We start from the raw sequence: 21,491 nt of genomic DNA, 5'->3' as shown, positions 1-21,491 counted from the left end.
GGAACTCTTATGACAACGACCCTGGAAACGATTTCGACTGCGAAGTGCTTTGGCGGAACGCAAGGCGTCTATCGGCACAAAAGCGAAACCACCCAGTGCGACATGACCTTTGCCGTCTTCCTGCCGCCACAGGCTGCAAACGGACGGGTGCCGGTGCTCTGGTATCTGTCCGGACTGACCTGCACACATCAAAACGTGATGGACAAAGGCGAATATCGGCAATTGGCCGCAGACCTGGGAATTGCCGTTATTTGCCCCGATACGAGCCCGCGCGGTGATGACGTTCCGGATGAGCCGGACAACTGGCAGTTCGGCAAGGGTGCAGGCTTTTATGTCGACGCGACGCAAGAGCCCTTCGCAAAGAACTACCAGATGTATAGCTATATCACGCAGGAACTGACCGAACTGGTTGCCGCTGAATTTCCGCTCGATATGGCGCGGCAGGCCATTACCGGCCATTCCATGGGCGGCCATGGCGCGCTGACGATTGCGCTGAAAAATCCCGACCGATTCAAATCGGCCTCGGCTTTCGCCCCCATCGTGCAGCCCTCGACTGCCGGTTGGTCGAAGCCAGCACTGGAAAAATATCTCGGGGCGGAAGAGCGCGCATGGCGTCCATATGATGCCTCACTGCTGATCGAGGACGGCTACAAGTTTCCGGCGTTTCTCGTTGATCAGGGCACCGCGGACGGTTTCCTGAATGACGGCCTGCGCCCGTGGCTGCTGGAAGAGGCCTGCAAGAAGGCTGGCATTCCGCTCACGCTCAATATGCGCGAGGGCTACGATCATTCCTATTTCTTCATTTCGACATTCATGGACGACCATCTGCGCTGGCATGCGGCGCGCCTTTGACAATAACGAAAAAGCCCGGCTTGGCCGGGCTTTTTGCTATCGCTTCATCACCTTCATGGGCAGACCGCCCTGCGGCTGTGTGGTGAGCTTTTGCACCGGCCACGGCTTTGTCGTTTCCAGCACATCGAAACGATGGCCGTCGAGCAGGGTCGCCAGCGCAATCACCGCCTCTTGCAAGGCAAAACTCGCCCCGATGCAGACGCGTGCGCCAGCCCCGAATGGCAGATACTGGAAACGGTCGAGCCGGTCGCGGTTTTCCGGCCAGAAACGCTGCGGCATGAAAGCATCCGGCTGATCCCAATAGAGCCGGTGACGATGGATCACCCATGGCATGACCAGAACGGTTGCGCCCTTCGGTATTTCCAGATCGCCATAGCGATCATTTTCCGCCGCCTCGCGATTGATCGACGGCGCAGGCGGATAAAGGCGCATCGCCTCTTCGAAAGCCGCACGCGTGAAAGGCAGGTTGGCCAGCCACTCATGCGGCGGCAGATCGCGTCCGCCCTTTTCGAAGAAAGCGTCGATTTCGGCTTCGACACGCTCGCGCTCCTCGGGGGCCTTGGCGAGCAGATAGAGCGTCCAGCCAAGCGCCCGCGCCGTCGTTTCGTGGCCAGCGCCAATGAAGGTGATGATGTTGTCTTCGATCTCGGCGCGGCTAAGCCCCTCCGGGCCTTCGGCACGCAGAAGCAGCGTCAGGAAATCGCTCGGCACCGCCTCGCCCTTGTCCATGCGTGCCTTGCGCATGGCAATCGTGTCGGAGACAAGCGCGCGAAAAAAGCCCAGCGACTGCTGGCCGCGCAGACGTGTGAGACGTGGCAACCAGTCGGGCAGGCCCAGAAGGTCAAAGGGATCAACGCGGCCCATGGTTTCGAACAGCTTGTCGATCTGGCGCGCAAAGTCATTGGGATCGCCCGCGATCTCACCGGAAAACAACGTTTCGGCCAGAATGTCATAGGTCAGAAGCGTCATGTCATGCGCGACATCGGTGATCATGCCGCTGGTCTTGTAGCGCTCCACAAACAGGCGCGAACGGTCGCGCATCGCTTCCGCAAAGCCGCCGATATGACGCGGCGTGAAAACCGGCGCCATGGCCTTGCGCGAGCGCTTCCACACCTGCCCCTCAGCCGTCAGGAGACCGTCGCGCAACAGCGGACGCAGCACACGCTGGCGGATGGCGGACATCGGATAATTGGCGGCATTATCCACCAGCACGTGGCGGATCAATCCGGGATCGTTGGCGATGATGGTCTTGAGGCCGAACCAGCTGACGGAAATCCACCGTTCATTGTAGGATGGTTCACCCCACAGCTCGAGCGGGTTCTTGTAAACAACACGCATCATCTCGAAACGACCGACCGGCTTTTCGCGCGGACGCGGCGCTGGCGGCACAAAGGGTTCAAGTGCTTCCCGCATCATCGTCGCAGTTTCCATCGGGCGCTCCAAATACCGTTGTTTTATGACATATAAGGGGTAATTGTGGCGCTTCCAGAAGCCGATCCGCAGTCCGTTTCGCGATATGCAGCAGAGATGCGCTCAAACGACCGGAATCCCCGGTAAATTTGCGCGTGAAATTTGGAAAATATGCCGTTAGCGCCTATATTAAAGCCATGTTTGTCGTGTGATTCGACAGTATTTTTGATGCTGCAATTGCAGCAGGCTTCAAGGCTGCAGTCGCAGCACGTTTTCGAAAGATTTTCATGAGCGAGACGCCCGAGATGAATTCCGAAGCCCCCGCCGAATATGGCGCGGATTCCATTCGTGTTCTGAAAGGTCTGGATGCCGTTCGCAAGCGTCCGGGCATGTATATCGGTGACACGGATGACGGCTCCGGCCTGCATCACATGGTTTATGAAGTCGTGGACAACGCCATCGACGAAGCGCTGGCAGGCCATGCCACGCTCGTCACCGTGACGCTCAATGCCGACGGCTCCTGCACCGTGACCGATAATGGTCGCGGCATTCCGACCGACATCCACAAGGAAGAAGGCGTTTCGGCTGCCGAAGTCATCATGACCCAGCTCCATGCGGGCGGCAAGTTCGACCAGAACTCCTACAAGGTTTCCGGCGGTTTGCACGGCGTGGGCGTTTCGGTGGTCAATGCGCTTTCGGTCTGGCTGAAGCTGAAGATCCGCCGCTATGGCAAAGTTCATGAGATGAGCTTTACCCACGGCGTCGCCGATGCGCCGCTGGCGGTGACGGGCGACGTGGCCGATGGCGAAACCGGTACTTCCGTGACCTTCCTGCCCTCGACGGAAACCTTCAGCATGGTCGAGTTCGACTTTGACACGCTGGAGCGTCGCCTGCGCGAGCTGGCCTTCCTCAATTCCGGCGTGCGCATCAAGCTGACGGATAACCGTCATGCCGACGCCAAGGAACATGAGCTGCATTATGACGGCGGCCTGGTCGAATTTGTGAAATATATCGATCAAAGCAAGAAGCCGCTGATCGACGAGCCGGTTTATATCCGCAGCGAAAAAGACGGCATGACGGTGGAAGTCGCCATGTGGTGGAACGATTCCTACCACGAAAAGGTGCTGTGCTTCACCAACAACATTCCGCAGCGCGATGGCGGCACCCATCTGGCCGGTTTCCGCGGCGCGCTGACCCGTCAGGTCACGGGCTATGCGGATGCGTCGGGCATGACCAAGAAGGAAAAGGTTCAGCTGACCGGCGACGATTGCCGCGAAGGCCTAACCGCCGTGCTTTCCGTCAAGGTGCCGGACCCGAAGTTCTCCTCGCAGACCAAGGACAAGCTGGTTTCGTCGGAAGTGCGCCCGGTGGTCGAAAGCCTCGTCAACGAAGCGCTGTCGATCTGGCTCGAAGAGCATCCGGCGCAGGGCAAGGCGGTGGTCGAGAAGGTCATTCAGGCCGCCGCTGCTCGTGAAGCTGCGCGCAAGGCCCGCGACATCACCCGCAAGAGCACGCTTAGCGTGACCTCGCTGCCGGGCAAGCTTGCCGATTGTCAGGAACGCGATCCGGCCAAGTCTGAAATCTTCATCGTCGAAGGTGACTCGGCAGGCGGCTCCGCGAAAAGCGGTCGTTCGCGCCAGAACCAGGCGATCCTGCCGCTGCGCGGCAAGATCCTGAACGTGGAACGCGTCCGCTTCGACCGCATGTTGTCTTCCGATCAGGTGGGCACGCTGATCACGGCGCTTGGCACGTCGATCGGCAAGGATGAGACGCACGGCTTCAACGCCGACAAGCTGCGCTACCACAAGATCATCATCATGACCGATGCTGACGTCGACGGTGCGCATATTCGCACACTGTTGCTCACTTTCTTCTTCCGCCAGATGCCGGAACTGATCGAGCGCGGCCATATCTATATCGCGCAGCCGCCGCTTTATAAGGTGTCGCGCGGTAAGTCCTCGCAATACATCAAGAACGAAGCCGCCTTCGAAGACTTCCTCATCGAGACGGGTCTCGAAGAAGCAGCCCTTGAAATGGCGAGCGGTGAAGTGCGCGCCGGCCCTGATCTGCGCGCAGTCGTCGACGATGCGCGGACGCTGCGCCAGCTTCTGCATGGGCTGCATACGCGCTATGACCGTCGCGTCGTGGAACAGGCGGCCATTGCCGGTCTGCTCAACCCCGATGCGTCGAAGGACAATGCAACAGCACAGCGCTCCGCCGATACGGTTGCAACGCGCCTAGACATGATTTCGGAAGAGACCGAGCGCGGCTGGACCGGCCATGTCATGGAGGACGGTGGCTACCGTTTCGAGCGCATGGTGCGCGGCGTCAAGGACGCTGCCATTCTCGACATGGCGCTGCTCGGCTCTGCCGATGCCCGCCAGATCGACCGCGTGGCAGGCCGCATTGCCGAGACTTTCGGCGAGCCGCCAGTGCTGCGCCGCAAGGACAAGTCGGACACGCTGTCCGGTCCGATGGCGCTGCTTGACGCCATTTTCGCCACCGGCCGCAAGGGTCTGACGCTGCAGCGTTACAAAGGCTTGGGCGAAATGAACGCCGAGCAGCTTTGGGAAACCACGCTGGACCCGAATGTGCGTTCGCTCTTGCAGGTCAAGGTGACCGATGCGACCGACGCGGACTCGCTCTTCTCGCGCCTGATGGGCGACGAAGTGGAACCGCGCCGCGAGTTCATTCAGGAAAACGCGCTGAGCGTTGCCAATCTGGACGTCTGATCCAGTTCTGCGCCGTTACAAAAAGGCCTCTGTTCGCAGAGGCCTTTTTATTTGTCCGCTATTTGGGAACCGGCGGATTAGCAGCGACAAAAAGAAAGGCCCCGCATTGCGGGGCCTTTCTCATGCAATCCTTCAATGAAGGATCAGAACTTGTAGGCAACGCCCAGACGAACTTCGTTGGTCTTGAAGTCGTTCTTGACGCTCAGGCCACCGAAGTCGATGTTCTTATCGCCGTAATCGGTGTAGCGATATTCAAGACGGACGATCAGATTGTCGGTTGCGGCATAGTCCACACCGCCACCAACGGTCCAACCCGTAAGCGTCTTGCTTTCAGAGAAGCCGATGCCATCGATCGAGCCGCTGTTCTTGACATCGCCGAATGCCACACCGCCAGCGATGTAAGGCAGGAAGCGGTCAAATGCGTAGCCAGCGCGGGCACGAACGGCACCCGACCAGCGCAGCTTGTTTTCAAACGAACCAACCTCGAGGTCGCCGTCAAAAACGCGGATACCCTTCGACAGGTCGTTATACGTGATGTCACCGTCGATACCGAGAACAACATTGTTGCCCAGATCGAAGTTGTAACCGGCATAGAGACCGCCGAGGAAACCATCTGGCTTCACGCTGTCATTGGTGAAAACGTCACCGCTGAAGTCGGCCTTGCCCCAGCCGTAGCCAACCTGGCCACCGATGTAAGCGCCGTTCCAGGTGAATGTCGGAGCAACGACAACGGGTGCTGGCTCTTGTTCGATAACCGCGTCAGCAGCCTTTGCGCCGGTGGCAGCAACGAGGGCGACGGTGGATGCGAGAAGAAGCGCCTTGAGCTTCATAATGAACCTCCTGAAGGAAATTTACTGAACCAAGCTTGACCCTAATATAAGCAATTGCTCACGAAAGTCTGTAGCAGCAGGGCCACAGCAAGAGAAATCTGCAAAATGCCGTACACGAAGCCGTGAAACCCCGTCTTATAGTTAAAAAACGGGCAATATCCGCCAGAAAGGCCGCGAGACCTGCACGCTATATTAATCGCGCGCTAATCAGGCTATAGAAAGCCGGGCTTAATTGGGTGGGAGACAGATATGCGGATAGCGAGCGGCAGCGAACGGATCGACTGGGTCGATATTGCCAAGGGCATCTGTATTATCTTCGTTGTCATGATGCATTCGACACTGGGTGTCGAGAAGGCAGCCGGCGCAGAAGGCTGGATGCATTATGTGGTCGCCTTCGCAAAACCATTTCGCATGCCGGATTTCTTCATGATTTCAGGGCTGTTTCTCAGCCTTGTCATCGACCGGCCATGGCGGCGCTATCTCGACCGCAAGGTCGTACACTTCCTCTATTTCTACATTCTGTGGCTCACCATCCAGTTTGCTTTCAAGGCGCCAGGCATTGCCAGTGAAGCCGGTATTGCGGGCGTGGTGCAGGCCTATCTCATGGCTTTCCTTGAGCCGTTCGGGACACTGTGGTTCATCTATATCCTGCCTGTCTTCTTTGTTGCGACGCGGCTTTTGAAGCGTGTGCCGGTGGGCGTGACCTTTACGGTGCTGGCCGTGCTGGAAATCCTGCCCGTGCATACGGGCTGGGTGATGATTGACGAATTCTGCTCGCGTTTCGTTTATTTCTTCGCAGGCTATGCCTTTGCACCGGCCATCTTCAAGATCGCCGACTGGCTGCGCCAGCGCCCGCTCGTCGGCGTTGCGGGGCTGCTCGTCTGGGCCCTTGTCGAATACAAGCTTGTTTTCATGCCGGTGCCGGAAAGCCTCGCATCGCTGATCGCTCCCGCCAGCGATCTTTTGAACGGACGCGGCGCTGTCAGCGATCTGCCCGTCATTTCACTTCTGCTGGGACTGGTCGGCGCGCTGGCGATCATTTCGATCTCCTCGCTCTTAAGCCTGATGCCCGCGCGAAACTGGCTGCATCGCGCCCTGAGCTGGCTCGGCGCGCATTCGATTGTGATCTATCTGGCCTTCTTCCTGCCGATGGCCATTGCACGCACGGTGCTGCTGAAACTTGGTTTCATCGATATCGGCACGGTATCGCTTTTGACCACCGCATCCGGCGTGATCGGGCCAGTCATTCTTTATGGTCTTATTCAATGGACCGGCTATGGGCAGTTTCTGTTCCGCCGCCCGGCATGGGCTTACATTGATCAGGCGCCGCAAAGGAAAACGGCGGCCACAGCCGCCGTTTGATGGGACACAATATTCGCACCAAGCCTTAGCTATGCGCGAAAATATCCTCTTCCGGCCAGCCCATCAGATCAAGTTCCGAACGGGTTGGCAGGAACTTGAAGCAGGCTTCAGCCTGTTTCGCGCGGCCATCACGCTCTAGACGCTGTTCCAGAACAGCCTTCAGGCGATGCAGATAGAGCACGTCGGAAGCGGCATATTCGAGCTGCGCCTGCGAGAGGATTTCCGCAGCCCAGTCGGATGACTGCTGCTGCTTGGAGATCGAAACATCCAGAAGCTCGTTGCACAGTTCCTTGAGACCGTGACGGTCCGTATAGGTGCGGGTGAGTTTCGATGCGATCTTGGTGCAGAAGACCGGCTGCGGCATGGTGCCGAAAGCATGGGCCAGCACCGCCAGATCGAACCGGCCGAAATGGAAGATCTTGGTGATCGAGCGATCTTTCAGAAGCTTGACCAGATTGGGAGCCTTCTTCTGGCCGGCTTCAATCTGGATCACGTCTGCCGTGCCGTCGCCCGGTGAAATCTGCACCACGCAGAGCCGGTCGCGATGCGGGTTCAGCCCCAGCGTCTCGGTATCGATGGCGACCGCATCCACCTGATAGTGATCGAGGTTCGGCAGATCGTTTTTATGAAAACGGATGGTCATTCAGTTGTCCTTGTTTCGCGGCAATTGCCGCCGTAATGCGGGCCTTACTTGGCGGCGATCGCCGCCATAATGCGAGCCCAAGAGCGTTGACCTTTGTGGAAGGAATTCAGCTCGTATTTTTCGTTGGGCGAATGGATGCGGTCATCTTCGAGACCGAAGCCGACGAGAAGCGATTCCATGCCGAGGAACGTGTCGAAATCGCCGACAATCGGGATCGAGCCGCCCATGGCGATCAACACGGCTGGCTTCGGCCATTCGTCGGACAGAGCGTCCTTGGCCTTGGAAACCAGCGGTGAATCATAAGGCAGCTGGATTGCAGGCGAACCGCCATGCGGGTGGAACTCCACCGAGCAATCGGCTGGAAGACGTTCCTGCACGAAAGCGCGGAAGGCTTCGCGGATTTTTGCCGGGTCCTGTTTGTGGACGAGACGGAACGAGACCTTTGCCGAGGCTTGCGCTGCGATAACGGTCTTGAAGCCTTCGCCGGTGTAACCGCCGATAATGCCGTTCACTTCCGCCGTCGGGCGCGCCCAGGTCAGTTCCAAAACGCTGCGGCCCTTTTCGCCGGACGGAATGGAAAGACCGATAGGACCGAGGAAGTTCTCCGCCGTGCGACCGAGACCTTCCCAGGATTGCAGGATTTGCGACGGGGTTTCTTCGACGCCTTCATAGAAGCCCGGAACGGTGACGCGTCCGGTTTCGTCGTGCAGGTCGGCCAGAATCTTGCTGAGAATATGGATCGGATTGGCCGCAGCACCACCGAAAAAGCCCGAATGCAGATCGCGGTCGGCAGCCTTGATGACGATTTCCTCGCCAACCAGACCGCGCAGCCCGACGCTGATGGCAGGGGTTTCCGTGTCCCACATGGACGTGTCGCAGACCAGCGCCACATCGGCCTTCAGTTCCGCCTTGTTTGCATCGAGGAACGGCTTCAGCGACGGTGAACCGGATTCTTCCTCGCCTTCGAACAGCAGCGTCACCTTGACGGGCAGATTGCCATTGATCGCCTTATAAGCGCGGCAGGCTTCCACAAAGGTCATCAACTGGCCCTTGTCGTCGGACGTGCCGCGACCGGTCAGGATCTTGCGACCGTTGCCCACATCCTTGATCGCAGGATCGAAGGGATCGTTTTCCCACAGGTTGAGCGGGTCGACCGGCTGCACATCATAATGACCGTAGAAGAGCACATGTGGCGCATCGGGCGTTGCGCCGTCATGATGCGCAACCACCATCGGATGGCCCGGCGTGTCGCGCACGCTGGCGTCAAAGCCAATCGACTTCAGATCGGTCACGAGCCATTCCGCAGCCTTGCGGCAATCGGCCTTGTAAGCCGGGTCGGTCGAAATCGACTTGATCCGCAGCAGTTCGAACAGGCGTCCGAGGCTGTTATCAAGATTGGCGTCGAGGTGGCTGAGTACTTTGTCGAGCGATTGCTTAGACGTTTCCGGGGACATGAAAATTTCCTGACGAGTCGTAACGTAAACTGACGGCACACTACAACCAGCGTTCCCCGCTGGAAACCCAATTCGCGAGTGATTACCGCAAATTGAAGGCCTTTGTCAGGGTGAAAGACTTTCACGACGGCTGACGCTCAGGAGAAAGACCAGCAATGCGAATATTGCCGGTTCGCGCCAGACCAGCGGCGCGAAGGCTGTCCAGAATGTTTCGACAAATGCCAGCAGGGCCGCACCGCCTGCCGAAGCAAGCGGTGAGAAATAGCCGCCCACAGCGCCAATCATCAATATCTTGAGGCCAAGCAACAGCCCATCGCCGGAACTCATCGTGCCGTAATAGGCGGTCATCAAAATACCGGACAGGGCGGCAATCAGCACCGCGCCCATATAGGCGGCAAGGAAGACCCGCCCTGCATTGACCCCGCAAAGCTGAGCCGCCAGCACATCGTCGCGGACCGCACGCCAGTTGCGGCCAAAACGGGTGCGCTGCAAGGCGAAGCTGCCGATCAGCACAATGGAAGCCATCACAAGCGTGTTGATGATCTGCATCGTGGTCAGCACGACCGCCTTGTCGCCCTCCCCCCAGAAGGTGACCCTGTCCTGCAACAAGGGCGGCAGCCAGAGGTTTCGCGATCCGGCGGCAAGACGAACGCTTTCCATCAACACCACGGCCACGCCCAGTGCCGCCACCATTGCCATATTGGGCGACGCCCGACTGAGCGGTCGCATGACGAGACCCGCAATCACCGCTCCGGCAGCAAGCGTGTAAAACAGCGCCCCGGCTATACCGATGCCAATCGCGGCAGGCAGAACCAGCCAGAGCCTGCTCCAGCCAAACGCCGTGAAGATGAGAAGAAGCTGGCCGGAAAAGGCCACCAGCGCGCCATAGCTGATATCTGCGCGCTTCAGGACGGCGAAGCTCAGCGCATAGCCGAATGCCAGCATGGCATAGGTTGCCGCCAGCGGCACCGCATTGGCGAATTGCTGCAAGAGGTAGGCCATGGATACGCCCTCGCTATACTGGTCAGATTATAACTGTCAAAATCAATTTTACCAGTTATAATGCGCTATGAGCTTTTCCTGGACACCGCATCGTTTTTCCGGCGGCGCATTGGCGCTGGATATAGCCAATAGCGTTATCCTGCGCGGCGACGCGGCGCGCAGCGTGGATCGTTTTGCCGAGCCGGCTAATCTGAAAAGCTTTGCGCACGCAGCGGCAACGTTCTGCGCGGAGAAAGGCCTGCCTTTGCCGCTTGCCCCGGTCGAGCCGGAAAATCTGCGCCGTTTTCTGTCCTTGCGAGAAGCCGTCGACAGCTATTTTCGCGCGTTCGTTCGCGAGCAAGCGGATGACCGGCTGCTGGCCGATCTTCTCGAATGCATAGCCGATGTGCTGCGCCAGACCACATCACCCATGGCGCTGGAGCAGGCTGCAGCACATTCCGCACTCCGGCTGATGGCGAAGTGCCAGTCGGGAGCCGATGCAGATCGCCTGAAAATCTGCGCCAATTGCGGCTGGCTTTTCCTCGATCAGAGCCGCAATCGCAGTCGCGTCTGGTGTGACATGACTGTCTGCGGCAACCGGGCCAAGGCCAGCCGCCACTATTATCGCAATCGGGAGGTGGAGATGTGAAACCGCTCGTCGCAATCGCGCTCGCTTTTCCGCTGCTGGCAGCATGCCAGCGTGAAAAGACGACCGGACCTTACGAGATTTCGGGACGGCTCGTGGTCTTCAATTATCGCATCGCCCGCGCGACCTTTCTGGTCACGCTGCGCAAGATCGGCCCGGTGGAAGAAGGAGCGACGGTTACTGCAGCCTTTGACAATCCCACACAGGGCGCACCAGTCATGATCGACCGGAAAGTCTTTCCCAATCAGGACCAGCTTTCGCTGGAGACCGGGCCTTTGCACTGCATCGTGAAGGACAAGCCCTATGATGTTTCCATTCGCGTGACCGCAAAGAATGGAGACCTGTTGCAGACACTTGCAACCACCGTCGTTTCTAGTGAGGACCAGTCCATATTACCGGCGGAACCGCTGGTTATCGGCCCCTTCTACGATCCGAACCCGAAAGTGTTCAAACCGGATGGCAGCCGGGATTTCTCGCCCGAGAAAAACTGTCCGAAAGCATGAGGGAAAAGATGCCCCGGATATGATTTGGCCGCTGCGGTGAGGGGATACCACAGCGGCCATATCACTACACTCAAAGCGGCAGCCCGGAGAGGGGAATGAGGCTGCCGCTAGCATCCGGCATCCAACGGGGGACGGGTCAGAAAACCGGCGACCGACGAACTGTCGATGACTAAAATTTGGTTTTCAATCGTGGCTATTCAAGGGCACGGAAGATTACAAATCTGTAACAAACTCGTTATCTTACCGTGATGGATTTCTTTCGCGTGGATCATTGTTTCTCCTGACACGGAGCAGGTTCCCTTTGCGACTGCTTTCCTTTAGTTCTTGGCCTCCAGTTCCTGGCCTCTTGATCCCGGAACAATTCAGCAAAAATGCGAAACGGTTTTGCGTCCGAAAGTGCGGAAGGATAAAAAGAAGCCATGAAAAAAGGCGATCATCTCTTTCTCGTTGACGGCTCGGGTTATATTTTCCGCGCCTATCACGCCCTTCCCCCGCTGACCCGCAAGACCGACGGCTTGCCGGTGGGCGCTGTATCGGGCTTCTGCAACATGTTGTGGAAGCTGCTGAAAGATGCGCGCAACACCGATGTCGGCGTGGTGCCGACCCATTTCGCGGTGATTTTCGACTATTCGTCGAAGACGTTCCGCAACGAGCTTTATCCTGAATACAAAGCCAATCGCACAGCACCGCCAGAAGACCTTGTTCCGCAATTCGGCCTTATCCGTCAGGCGACCCGCGCCTTCAACCTGCCTTGTGTCGAAAAGGCCGGTTTCGAAGCCGATGACCTGATCGCGACTTATGCGCGCCTTGCCGAGCAAGCGGGCGGCGATGTCACCATCGTCTCCTCCGACAAAGACCTGATGCAGCTCGTGACGCCAAATGTGTCCATGTATGACAGCATGAAGGACAAGCAGATTTCGATCCCGGAAGTGATCGAAAAATGGGGCGTACCGCCGGAAAAGATGATCGACCTGCAATCGCTGACCGGCGACAGCACGGATAATGTGCCGGGCATCCCGGGCATCGGTCCCAAGACGGCAGCGCAATTGCTGGAAGAATTCGGCGATCTCGACACGCTTCTGGCCCGCGCCTCGGAAATCAAGCAGAACAAGCGCCGCGAAAACATTATCGCCTTCGCAGACCAGACCAAGATTTCGCGCGAGCTGGTCACGCTCAAGACCGATGTGCCGCTGGATGTCGATCTGGACGCTCTGGTTCTCGAACCACAAAATGGTCCGAAGCTGATCGGCTTCCTCAAGGCCATGGAGTTCAACTCACTGACGCGGCGCGTTGCCGAAGCGACCGATACGGATGCTTCGGCCGTTGAGCCGTGCCATGTCGAAACCGAATGGGGCGCGGATGCGCATGGTCCCGATGTCGATGTGCCAGCCAAGGCTGCGGATACGGCTGCAACCGGCACTGACGCCGCTGCACCAGCTGCGGCTGTCCCGGCTGTCGATGGCTACACGCCGAAAGCACTGGCCGATAAGCGCGCCGCAGAAGCCACGGCACAGAAGATCGACACCAGTGCCTATACCTGCATTCGCGATATCGCCACGTTGAAGCTCTGGCTGGCCGAGGCTGTCGAGACCGGCCTCGTGGCTTTCGACACGGAAACCAATTCGCTTGATCCGATGCAGGCCGAACTCGTTGGCTTCTCGTTGGCGATCCCCGGCCATAACGGTACATCCAAGGCGGCCTATATTCCGCTTCAGCACAAATCCGGTCAGGGTGATCTGCTCGGCGGCGGCATGGTCGAGGGGCAGATACCGCTCGGTCAGGCGCTTGAAGCGCTGAAGGCCGTTCTTGAGGATGCCTCCGTGCTCAAGATCGCGCAGAACATGAAATATGACTGGCTGGTCATGCGCCGTCACGGCGTCAACACCGTGTCCTTCGACGACACGATGCTGATTTCCTATGTGCTCGACGCTGGCACGGGCAGCCATGGCATGGACCCGCTTTCGGAGCGCTGGCTTGGCCATACGCCAATCGCCTACAAGGATGTTGCGGGCAGCGGAAAAAGCGCCGTGACCTTCGACATGGTCGATATCGACCGTGCGACGGCTTACGCAGCCGAAGATGCCGATGTGACGCTGCGCCTGTGGCAAGTCCTGAAGCCGCGTCTGGCGGCAGAGGGTCTGATGTCCGTCTATGAACGGCTCGAACGCCCATTGGTCGATGTGCTGGCGCGCATGGAAGAGCGCGGCATTTCCGTGGACCGTCAGGTTCTGTCGCGCCTGTCCGGCGATCTGGCGCAGGCTGCCGCCGGTTACGAAGATGAAATCTACGAACTGGCCGGTGAGAAATTCACCATCGGCTCGCCCAAGCAGCTTGGCGATATTCTGTTCGGCAAGATGGGCCTGCCCGGCGCTTCCAAAACCAAGACCGGCCAATGGTCCACCTCGGCACAGGTGCTCGAAGATCTGGCCGCCGAAGGCCATCCGCTGCCGCGCAAGATTGTCGACTGGCGTCAGCTGACCAAGCTGAAATCCACCTATACGGATGCGCTGCCCGGCTTTATCCATCCACAGACCAAGCGCGTCCATACATCCTATGCAATGGCGTCCACCTCGACGGGTCGCCTCTCCTCATCCGAGCCGAACCTGCAGAACATTCCGGTGCGCACCGCCGAAGGCCGTAAGATCCGGACGGCCTTCATCGCGGAACCGGGTAACAAGCTGATCTCCGCCGATTACAGCCAGATCGAATTGCGTGTGCTGGCCCATGTGGCCGATATTGCGCAATTAAAGCAGGCTTTCGCCGACGGCGTCGATATTCATGCCATGACCGCATCGGAAATGTTCGGCGTGCCAGTGGAAGACATGCCGTCGGAAGTGCGTCGCCGGGCCAAGGCGATCAATTTCGGCATCATCTACGGCATTTCCGCCTTCGGCCTCGCCAACCAGCTTTCCATCCCGCGTGAGGAAGCCGGGCAATATATCCGCACCTATTTCGAGCGGTTCCCCGGCATCAAGGATTATATGGAAGCCACCAAGGCTTTCGCGCGTGAGCATGGCTACGTCGAAACCATTTTCGGACGCCGCGCCCATTATCCCGATATTCGCGCCTCCAACCCGCAGGTCCGTGCCTTCAACGAGCGCGCCGCGATCAATGCGCCCATTCAGGGTTCGGCGGCAGATATTATCCGCCGCGCCATGATTCGCATGGAAGATGCACTTGAAAACGAGAAGCTCGCAGCCCGCATGTTGTTGCAGGTGCACGATGAATTGATCTTCGAAGTGCCTGAAAATGAAGTGGAAAAAACCATTCCGCTGGTGCGCCATATCATGGAGAATGCGGCCCTTCCGGCGGTGTCTCTCACTGTTCCGCTGCATGTTGATGCGCGTGCAGCGCATAACTGGGATGAGGCCCATTAAGGCCTCGCCCGGTTGACCTGACGATCTTAACCCTATAGGGAAGCGGCAATTCTGTTGCTTCGGTGGTCGCCAGGGGAGCCGTAAACGTTAGGTTTACGGCCAATGGGTTTGCGACTTGTGAAGCTTTTGTGAAAGTTGTCCATGTCTCTGCCCGAAACCATCGCTCCGGCCCTGTCCGGAGCTCTTGCCGCTCGCGGTTATAATACCCTCACCGCCGTTCAGAACGCCGTGCTGGCGCCTGAAACCCTTGATTCCGACCTTCTCGTTTCCGCCCAGACCGGCTCCGGCAAGACCGTTGCCTTCGGCCTCTCCATGGCCAACACCATTCTGGAAGACGAGCTTCGCTTTGGCGAAGCGGGTGCACCGCTTGCCATGATCATTGCGCCGACGCGCGAACTGGCGCTTCAGGTGCGCCGCGAGCTGGAATGGCTTTATGCCGATACCGGCGCGCGCATCGCATCCTGCGTTGGCGGCATGGATATCCGCACCGAGCGCCGCGCGCTTGAACGCGGCAGCCATATCGTCGTTGGTACGCCGGGCCGCCTGCGCGACCATATCACCCGCTCCGCGCTGGACATGTCGCAACTGCGTGTCGTCGTGCTCGACGAAGCCGACGAAATGCTCGATATGGGCTTCCGCGAAGACCTCGAATTCATCCTCGGTGAAGCACCGGAAGACCGCCGCACGCTGATGTTCTCGGCAACCGTGCCGAAGCCCATCGCCCAGCTGGCCAAGCGTTTCCAGAACAATGCACTGCGCCTCACCGTGCAGAGCGAAACCAGCCAGCACGCCGACATCGATTATGTCGCCATGCCGGTTCCGCCGCATGAGCGCGACCACGCGATCATCAACACGCTGCTTTATTATGATTCACAGAACTCGATCATCTTCTGCTCGACCCGTGAAGCAGTGAAGCATATGGCAAGCCGCCTCTCCAATCGCGGCTTTGCCGTGGTGGCGCTGTCGGGTGAACTGAGCCAGGCCGAGCGCAACAACGCGCTTCAGGCCATGCGCGACGGTCGCGCCCGCGTTTGCGTGGCGACCGACGTTGCCGCACGCGGTATCGATCTGCCGAATCTCGATCTGGTTATCCATGCCGATCTGCCAAACAATCCTGAAACCATGCTGCACCGTTCGGGCCGTACCGGCCGCGCCGGTCGCAAGGGCACCTGCGTGCTGGTCGTGCCGTTCTCGCGCCGCCGTTCCGCAGAGCGCCTTCTGCATATGGCAAAGCTTGATGCGCAGACCATTCCTGCACCAAGCATTGCCGCCGTTCAGGCCAAGAACAACGAACGTATTCTCAATTCCGAGGCCTTCGGCCAACCGGTTGAGGAAGAACATCAGGACGTGCTGAAAGCGCTTCTGGAGCGCTATACGCCGGAACAGCTGGCTGCCGCCTATCTCAATCGCGAATTGTCGCTGGCGCCAGCACCTGAAGAAGTGTCGGACGCACCGGTTCACCCGGTTGGCGGCAAGAAGCCACGCGAACGTGCGGACCGTGGCGACCGTTTCGAGCGTAACGACCGTTTTGATCGCGGAGAGCGCGGCGAGCCGGGCGAACGCTTCGACCGCAATGCGCATTTCGACGGTGTTTGGTTCTCGGTTTCGGCTGGTCGCAAGCACCGCGCCGATCCGAAGTGGCTGCTGCCGCTGATCTGCAAGGCAGGCGACGTATCGAAGCGCGATGTCGGTTCGATTAAGATTCTCGACGGCGAAACCCGTTTTGAAATCGCCGCGTCGAAGGCCGAAGAATTCCGTCAGTCTGTTGCCGAGCGCGGCACGGGCGAAAAGGGTCTGGTGATCCGTCCTGCAGTTGCCGGTGCTGGCGAAGATGCCGGACGCCGCGAAAGCAAGAGCTTCAAGCCGCGTGGTGAAAAGTCTTATGGCGAAAAGTCGTGGGGCGACAAGCCGCGCGGAGACAAGCCTTGGGGCGACAAACCTCGTGGTGAAAAGCCTTATGGTGAAAAATCGTGGGGCGACAAGCCGCGTGGCGAGAAGTCCTGGGGTGACAAGCCTCGCGGCGACGGCTTCAAGAAGGGCCCACGGAAATCCGAAGGCGGCTACAGCAAGAAGCCACGCGGCGAATAATCCGTCGACAATTTGATAAAGCCCGCCTCATGGCGGGCTTTTTATTAACAGGCGATTTACGTCCCTTTAAACCGCCGCATTTACCCTGCACCGGGTAGACCCTTGTTCGCATTCGCCGACGACATGACGGCAATGCAGAAATATTTTTGGAAAATGACCGGTTCGCATGCATGACGAACCGGCGCGCAGGTGGGCGACTTAGGCAGAATATGGCATCGCGAGACGACAGGAACGGACGCATCGACCCTTCTTTCGGCAACGAAAAGAAAAGGACAGACGAGGACGATTTCCATGTCGATGAGGAGGAGCGTATGGCGCGCTCGCAGCAACGCAAACGGACACCGTCCCGGGATCGCGAACCGCGTGCAGCACGCCGCGGCAAGGCGAAGCCGCGCGGTTTCTTCGGCTTTCTGCGGCGCGCGATCTACTGGTGCTTCGTCCTTGGCCTGTGGGGCGGCATCGGCCTTGCCGGTGTTCTCGTCTATTTTGCCGCCAAAATGCCGCCGACGACGGATTGGGAAATCCCCGACAGGCCGCCGAATGTGCGCATTGTCGATGTGGGCGGAAAGCTGATTGCCAATCGCGGCACCACCGGCGGCGAAGCGATAGGCCTGCACGAAATGTCGGCCTTCATTCCCAAGGCCGTTGTGGCCATCGAAGACCGGCGCTTCTACTCGCATTTCGGCATTGACCCCATCGGCCTTGCCCGCGCGGTCGTGACCAATGTTGTTTCCGGTCGTGCCGTTCAGGGCGGTTCCACGCTGACCCAGCAGTTGGCCAAGAATCTGTTCCTGTCGCCTGACCGCACGCTGGAGCGCAAGGTTCAGGAAGTGATGCTCGCTTTGTGGCTTGAGCATAAATACACCAAGGACCAGATTCTGGAGATGTATCTGAACCGGGTCTATCTCGGCTCGGGCGCCTATGGCGTCGATGCGGCTTCGCGACGCTATTTCAGCAAATCGGCCAAGGATGTGAACCTGATGGAAGCGGCCACGCTGGCTGGTCTTCTGAAAGCGCCATCCCGCCTGTCGCCTGCCCGCGATCCCGAAGCTGCCGCCGCCCGCGCCAAGCTGGTGCTGGGCGCGATGCGCGAAGAAGGCATGATCGACGACAAGCAGGTGGCCATCGCCGAAAGCGAACCGCCGACGCGCGCGCCGTCCTTCTGGCAGGGCTCGGAAAACTATGTCGCCGACAAGGTCGTGGCTGCATTACCAGCGCTGATCGGCGAGGCGAAGACCGATATCACGGTTGAGACGACCATTGATCTCGGCCTGCAATCAGCCGGTGAAGAGGCAATCAAGGATCAGATTTCCCAGAACGGGAAGAAGATGAATGTCAGCCAGGGCGCACTCGTTTCCATCGACGGCACCGGCGCGGTGCGCGCCATGGTGGGTGGCGTGGACTATGCCGCCAGCCAGTTTGACCGCGTGACGGATGCGCGCCGCCAGCCTGCATCCTCCTTCAAGCCGTTCGTCTATCTTTCGGCGCTGGAACAGGGGCGCACACCGGATTCGGTGCGCAATGATGCGCCGGTGCGGATCGGCAAGTGGACGCCCAGCAACGACAACGGCAAATATATGGGTGAAGTGACGCTGGCGACCGCGCTGTCGCACTCGCTCAACTCGGTTTCTGCCCAGCTCGTGATGGAAGTCGGCCCACAAACCGTGGTCGATACGGCGCATCGCCTCGGCGTGCAGTCGAAGCTTGACCCGAATGCCTCGCTGGCGCTTGGCACCTCGGAAGTGACCCTTCTCGAACTGGCCGATGCCTATGTGCCCTTCGCCAATGGCGGCTATCGCGCGCCGGTCTATTTCATCACCAAGGTCACGGATTCCGACGGCAAAGTGCTTTATCAAAAGGACGACGCCATCGGTCCCCGCGTCATCGACGAGCGCAATGTCGGCATGATGAATGCCATGCTGCGCCGCACCGTCGAAGATGGCACGGCGCGCAAGGCAGCCTTTGGCGGCTGGCCCGCAGCAGGCAAAACCGGAACCAGCCAGAATTTCCGCGATGCATGGTTCGTCGGCTACACGTATAATCTGACCACCGGCGTCTGGTTCGGCAATGACGACGGCAAGGGCATGAAACGCGTCTTCGGTTCGACCTTGCCGGTTGCCGCCTGGAAGAGCTTCATGCAGGTAGCGCATAAGGGTGTGCCCATCGCAGAGCTGCCCGGCCATTACGACATCCAGAATGTCGTTCCCGGCGGCAGCGACGGCATGGACCCGAATGCGCCTTATGATCCCAACATGATGCCACAGGGCGGTTATGGCGATCAGCCGATGGCTGGAAACGGCGACGATGGCTACTGGCCGCCCGCACCTGAGACCACCATGCGCGGCGACATTCAGCAGGCGTCGCCGCAAGAGGCCCCGTATCCCGTGAATGCACCCGGCCCACAGGGCAATGCATCCGGCGGATATGATGACACCTACCGCCCGATGCCGCCCGGCGATGTCGGCGGCCAGCCGATGCAGCAGCCAGCCCAACAGCCGCAGCAACGGCAGGGCGGCTCCACCACGCTGCTCGATATCATCATGGGCAATTCGCAGTAAGGATTGGCGAGAACCAGGGGAGCGGATGACAATTCGCTCCCCCGGTCGCGATCAAGTGAAGCACCTTCCACGCGCAGTTGCTAATTCCCCTCGAAATCTTGAGCGGCATGGTCTATTCAAGATTTGAGAGCGAGGTTTTCCTATGACCCAAATGACCAGAACAGATGCGTCCCAGTCCGAAGGCCCGAAGGTTGACGAAGAGCGCAAGACGCTGGTTCTGACCGGCGCCAGCCGCGGTATCGGCCATGCGACCGTCAAGCGTTTTTCACGCGCGGGCTGGCGCGTGATTACCTGCTCGCGGCAGGATTTTTCCGATAATTGCCCATGGCCCGCCGGACCGGAAGACCATATCAAGGTCGATCTGGCTGATCAGGAAGATGTCGGCAAAGCAATTGCCGAAATCCGCCGTCGCCTGGAGGCCAATGGCAGCAAACTGCATGCGCTCGTCAACAATGCGGGCATTTCGCCGAAAGCCGATGGTGGACGCCGCCTGAATTCGATCGAAACGCCGATGGCCGTATGGCGCGACGTGTTTCAGGTCAATTTCATGGCCCCGATCATGCTGGCGCGCGGTCTGTTCAAGGAACTCGAAGTAGCACAGGGCTCCGTCGTCAACGTGACCTCGATTGCCGGCAGTCGCGTTCACCCCTTTGCGGGCACCGCCTATGCTACGTCCAAAGCGGCGCTTTCCTCGCTGACCCGCGAAATGGCTTCGGATTTCGGTCCCTATGGCATCCGCGTCAACGCCATTGCGCCGGGCGAAATCGACACAGCGATCCTGTCGCCGGGCACGGAAAAGCTGGTCGAACAATTGCCCATGCGCCGCCTCGGCAAAACCTCGGAAGTCGCGGAAACCATCTACTTCCTGTGCACCGAGGCTTCGTCCTATGTCACTGGATCGGAAATACATATCAATGGCGGCCAGCACGTCTGACAAAAATACCAAGCGCGGCTGTTGAAAAACACCGCGCTTTTTGTTTAGTTCGCTTTAATCGATTTAAAATCCAATTCAACAGTAGACCGAGCCATGATCCTTTGTTGCGGTGAAGCCCTGATCGACATGCTGCCACGCGAAACCGCGACCGGCGAAACGGCCTTTGTGCCTTTTGCGGGCGGTTCGGTTTTCAACTCGGCCATAGCGCTTGGGCGGCTTGGCGTGCCGACCGGCTTCTTCTCCGGCATTTCCTCCGATTTCTTCGGCGAAGTGCTGCGTGACACACTGGCGCGCTCCAACGTCGATTATTCCTTTGCCGCCATTTCGGATCGCCCGACAACGCTTGCCTTCGTCCGCCTTGTGGACGGTCAGGCGCGCTATGCTTTCTACGATGAGAATACGGCTGGCCGCATGCTTTCCGAAAGCGATATGCCTTTCGTGGATGACAGCATCGACGCCATGCTGTTTGGCTGCATCAGCCTGATTTCCGAGCCGTGCGGCAGCGTCTATGAAGCGCTGATGACCCGTGAAGCGCCAAAGCGGGTCATGTTCCTCGATCCCAATATCCGTGCCGGTTTCATCACCGACCGCGAGAAGCATCTGGCCCGCATGAAGCGCATGATCGCGCTGGCGGATATCGTGAAGCTGTCGGACGAAGATCTCAACTGGTTTGGCGAACATGGCAGTCATGATGAAATCGCCGCCGAATGGCTGAAACTCGGTCCAAAGCTGATCGTCATCACAAAGGGCGCTCATGGCGCCGATGCCTATACGGCCGGTGCAACGGTGCGTGTGCCCGGCGTCAAGGTTGATGTGGTGGACACGGTCGGTGCGGGCGATACCGTCAATGCGGGCATTCTGGTGAGCCTGCACAATCAGGGCCTGCTCAACAAGGCCGCCATCGAGAATCTCAACGAAGACCAGATTCATTCCGCTGTCGCGCTTGGTGTTCGGGCTGCGGCAGTCACCGTTTCCCGCGCAGGTGCGAACCCGCCCTGGGCCACAGAAATGCGCGATTGATTCCGTCATCTACAGATAAGACAGCACCTTCTAACCTACGCCATTGACCCGACTCAATTCGCGCCTTCTATAGAGAGTGGGTGGGAGAGAATCGAATATGG

15 protein-coding genes are annotated in these 21,491 nt (G+C 59.0%); 10 read left to right on the top strand and 5 right to left on the bottom strand.

What is annotated here, in order from left to right; all coding sequences use genetic code 11:
- Positions 1-21: 21 nt before the first annotated feature.
- Positions 22-852 (top strand): S-formylglutathione hydrolase, encoded by an 831-nt coding sequence (fghA, locus tag FHW03_RS02250; protein WP_182519420.1) that lies wholly within the window; start codon positions 22-24, stop codon positions 850-852.
- Positions 853-888: 36 nt separating this feature from the next.
- Here the strand turns inward: fghA and FHW03_RS02245 are convergent, their stop codons facing one another.
- Positions 889-2,283 (bottom strand): cytochrome P450, encoded by a 1,395-nt coding sequence (locus tag FHW03_RS02245; RefSeq protein ID WP_182519160.1) that lies wholly within the window; start codon positions 2,281-2,283, stop codon positions 889-891.
- A gap of 266 nt (positions 2,284-2,549) precedes the next feature.
- On the opposite strand from FHW03_RS02245, the gene gyrB reads away from it, so the two are divergent.
- Positions 2,550-4,994 (top strand): DNA topoisomerase (ATP-hydrolyzing) subunit B, encoded by a 2,445-nt coding sequence (gene gyrB, locus FHW03_RS02240; RefSeq protein WP_182519159.1) that lies wholly within the window; start codon positions 2,550-2,552, stop codon positions 4,992-4,994.
- Between the two features lie 143 nt (positions 4,995-5,137).
- Here gyrB and FHW03_RS02235 read toward each other — a convergent pair whose 3' ends face one another.
- Positions 5,138-5,824 (bottom strand): outer membrane protein, encoded by a 687-nt coding sequence (locus FHW03_RS02235; protein ID WP_182519158.1) that lies wholly within the window; start codon positions 5,822-5,824, stop codon positions 5,138-5,140.
- Between the two features lie 249 nt (positions 5,825-6,073).
- Between FHW03_RS02235 and FHW03_RS02230 the strand changes: the two genes are divergently transcribed.
- Positions 6,074-7,186 carry an acyltransferase family protein gene (locus tag FHW03_RS02230; RefSeq protein WP_182519157.1) on the top strand — a complete coding sequence of 371 codons (1,113 nt, stop codon included), beginning with the start codon at positions 6,074-6,076 and terminating at the stop codon, positions 7,184-7,186.
- Between the two features lie 25 nt (positions 7,187-7,211).
- Here the strand turns inward: FHW03_RS02230 and FHW03_RS02225 are convergent, their stop codons facing one another.
- The 3 genes from FHW03_RS02225 to FHW03_RS02215 all read right to left on the bottom strand — a co-directional run bounded on the left by FHW03_RS02225 (position 7,212) and on the right by FHW03_RS02215 (position 10,285).
- A complete protein-coding gene (locus FHW03_RS02225) occupies positions 7,212-7,829 on the bottom strand; it encodes a ribonuclease D (protein ID WP_182519156.1) in 618 nt (205 codons plus the stop codon).
- A gap of 44 nt (positions 7,830-7,873) precedes the next feature.
- Positions 7,874-9,283, bottom strand: coding sequence for a dipeptidase (locus FHW03_RS02220; protein WP_182519155.1), 1,410 nt, complete (start codon positions 9,281-9,283; stop codon positions 7,874-7,876).
- Between the two features lie 105 nt (positions 9,284-9,388).
- Entirely contained in the window at positions 9,389-10,285 is an 897-nt protein-coding gene (locus FHW03_RS02215) for a branched-chain amino acid ABC transporter permease (protein ID WP_182519154.1), read from the bottom strand.
- 67 nt (positions 10,286-10,352) lie between these two features.
- On the opposite strand from FHW03_RS02215, the gene FHW03_RS02210 reads away from it, so the two are divergent.
- From FHW03_RS02210 to FHW03_RS02180, 7 genes are all read left to right on the top strand, one after another.
- Positions 10,353-10,913 carry a CGNR zinc finger domain-containing protein gene (locus FHW03_RS02210; RefSeq protein WP_182519153.1) on the top strand — a complete coding sequence of 187 codons (561 nt, stop codon included), beginning with the start codon at positions 10,353-10,355 and terminating at the stop codon, positions 10,911-10,913.
- Entirely contained in the window at positions 10,910-11,413 is a 504-nt protein-coding gene (locus tag FHW03_RS02205; protein ID WP_182519152.1) for a hypothetical protein, read from the top strand. Before FHW03_RS02210 ends, FHW03_RS02205 begins: the two co-directional genes overlap by 4 nt.
- 419 nt (positions 11,414-11,832) lie before the next feature.
- Complete coding sequence (polA, locus tag FHW03_RS02200; protein ID WP_182519151.1) at positions 11,833-14,790, top strand: DNA polymerase I; 2,958 nt, start codon at positions 11,833-11,835, stop codon at positions 14,788-14,790.
- Between the two features lie 141 nt (positions 14,791-14,931).
- Positions 14,932-16,878 carry a DEAD/DEAH box helicase gene (locus FHW03_RS02195; protein WP_182519150.1) on the top strand — a complete coding sequence of 649 codons (1,947 nt, stop codon included), beginning with the start codon at positions 14,932-14,934 and terminating at the stop codon, positions 16,876-16,878.
- 209 nt (positions 16,879-17,087) lie between these two features.
- Complete coding sequence (locus tag FHW03_RS02190; RefSeq protein ID WP_182519149.1) at positions 17,088-19,436, top strand: transglycosylase domain-containing protein; 2,349 nt, start codon at positions 17,088-17,090, stop codon at positions 19,434-19,436.
- Between the two features lie 142 nt (positions 19,437-19,578).
- A complete protein-coding gene (locus FHW03_RS02185) occupies positions 19,579-20,370 on the top strand; it encodes an SDR family NAD(P)-dependent oxidoreductase (RefSeq protein ID WP_182519148.1) in 792 nt (263 codons plus the stop codon).
- Between the two features lie 93 nt (positions 20,371-20,463).
- Entirely contained in the window at positions 20,464-21,390 is a 927-nt protein-coding gene (locus FHW03_RS02180) for a carbohydrate kinase (RefSeq protein WP_182519147.1), read from the top strand.
- Positions 21,391-21,491 lie beyond the last annotated feature (101 nt).

Origin of the sequence: Ochrobactrum sp. RH2CCR150 (assembly GCA_014138095.1) — a bacterium.
In the GTDB taxonomy this organism is placed as follows: domain Bacteria; phylum Pseudomonadota; class Alphaproteobacteria; order Rhizobiales; family Rhizobiaceae; genus Brucella; species Brucella gambitense.
Note: the sequence above shows the minus strand (reverse complement) of the source record. Positions and strands in the feature narration are given on the sequence as shown.

Bases quoted from the DNA above. Each gene is read 5' to 3' on its own strand.
- polA (WP_182519151.1), top strand. From the start codon at position 11,833: ATGAAAAAAGGCGATCATCTCTTTCTCGTTGACGGCTCGGGTTATATT.
- FHW03_RS02185 (WP_182519148.1), top strand. From the start codon at position 19,579: ATGACCCAAATGACCAGAACAGATGCGTCCCAGTCCGAAGGCCCGAAG.
- FHW03_RS02215 (WP_182519154.1), bottom strand. From the start codon at position 10,285: ATGGCCTACCTCTTGCAGCAATTCGCCAATGCGGTGCCGCTGGCGGCA.
- FHW03_RS02245 (WP_182519160.1), bottom strand. From the start codon at position 2,283: ATGGAAACTGCGACGATGATGCGGGAAGCACTTGAACCCTTTGTGCCG.
- gyrB (WP_182519159.1), top strand. From the start codon at position 2,550: ATGAGCGAGACGCCCGAGATGAATTCCGAAGCCCCCGCCGAATATGGC.
- FHW03_RS02220 (WP_182519155.1), bottom strand. From the start codon at position 9,283: ATGTCCCCGGAAACGTCTAAGCAATCGCTCGACAAAGTACTCAGCCAC.
- FHW03_RS02210 (WP_182519153.1), top strand. From the start codon at position 10,353: ATGAGCTTTTCCTGGACACCGCATCGTTTTTCCGGCGGCGCATTGGCG.
- FHW03_RS02230 (WP_182519157.1), top strand. From the start codon at position 6,074: ATGCGGATAGCGAGCGGCAGCGAACGGATCGACTGGGTCGATATTGCC.
- FHW03_RS02225 (WP_182519156.1), bottom strand. From the start codon at position 7,829: ATGACCATCCGTTTTCATAAAAACGATCTGCCGAACCTCGATCACTAT.
- FHW03_RS02190 (WP_182519149.1), top strand. From the start codon at position 17,088: ATGGCATCGCGAGACGACAGGAACGGACGCATCGACCCTTCTTTCGGC.
- FHW03_RS02195 (WP_182519150.1), top strand. From the start codon at position 14,932: ATGTCTCTGCCCGAAACCATCGCTCCGGCCCTGTCCGGAGCTCTTGCC.
- FHW03_RS02235 (WP_182519158.1), bottom strand. From the start codon at position 5,824: ATGAAGCTCAAGGCGCTTCTTCTCGCATCCACCGTCGCCCTCGTTGCT.
- FHW03_RS02180 (WP_182519147.1), top strand. From the start codon at position 20,464: ATGATCCTTTGTTGCGGTGAAGCCCTGATCGACATGCTGCCACGCGAA.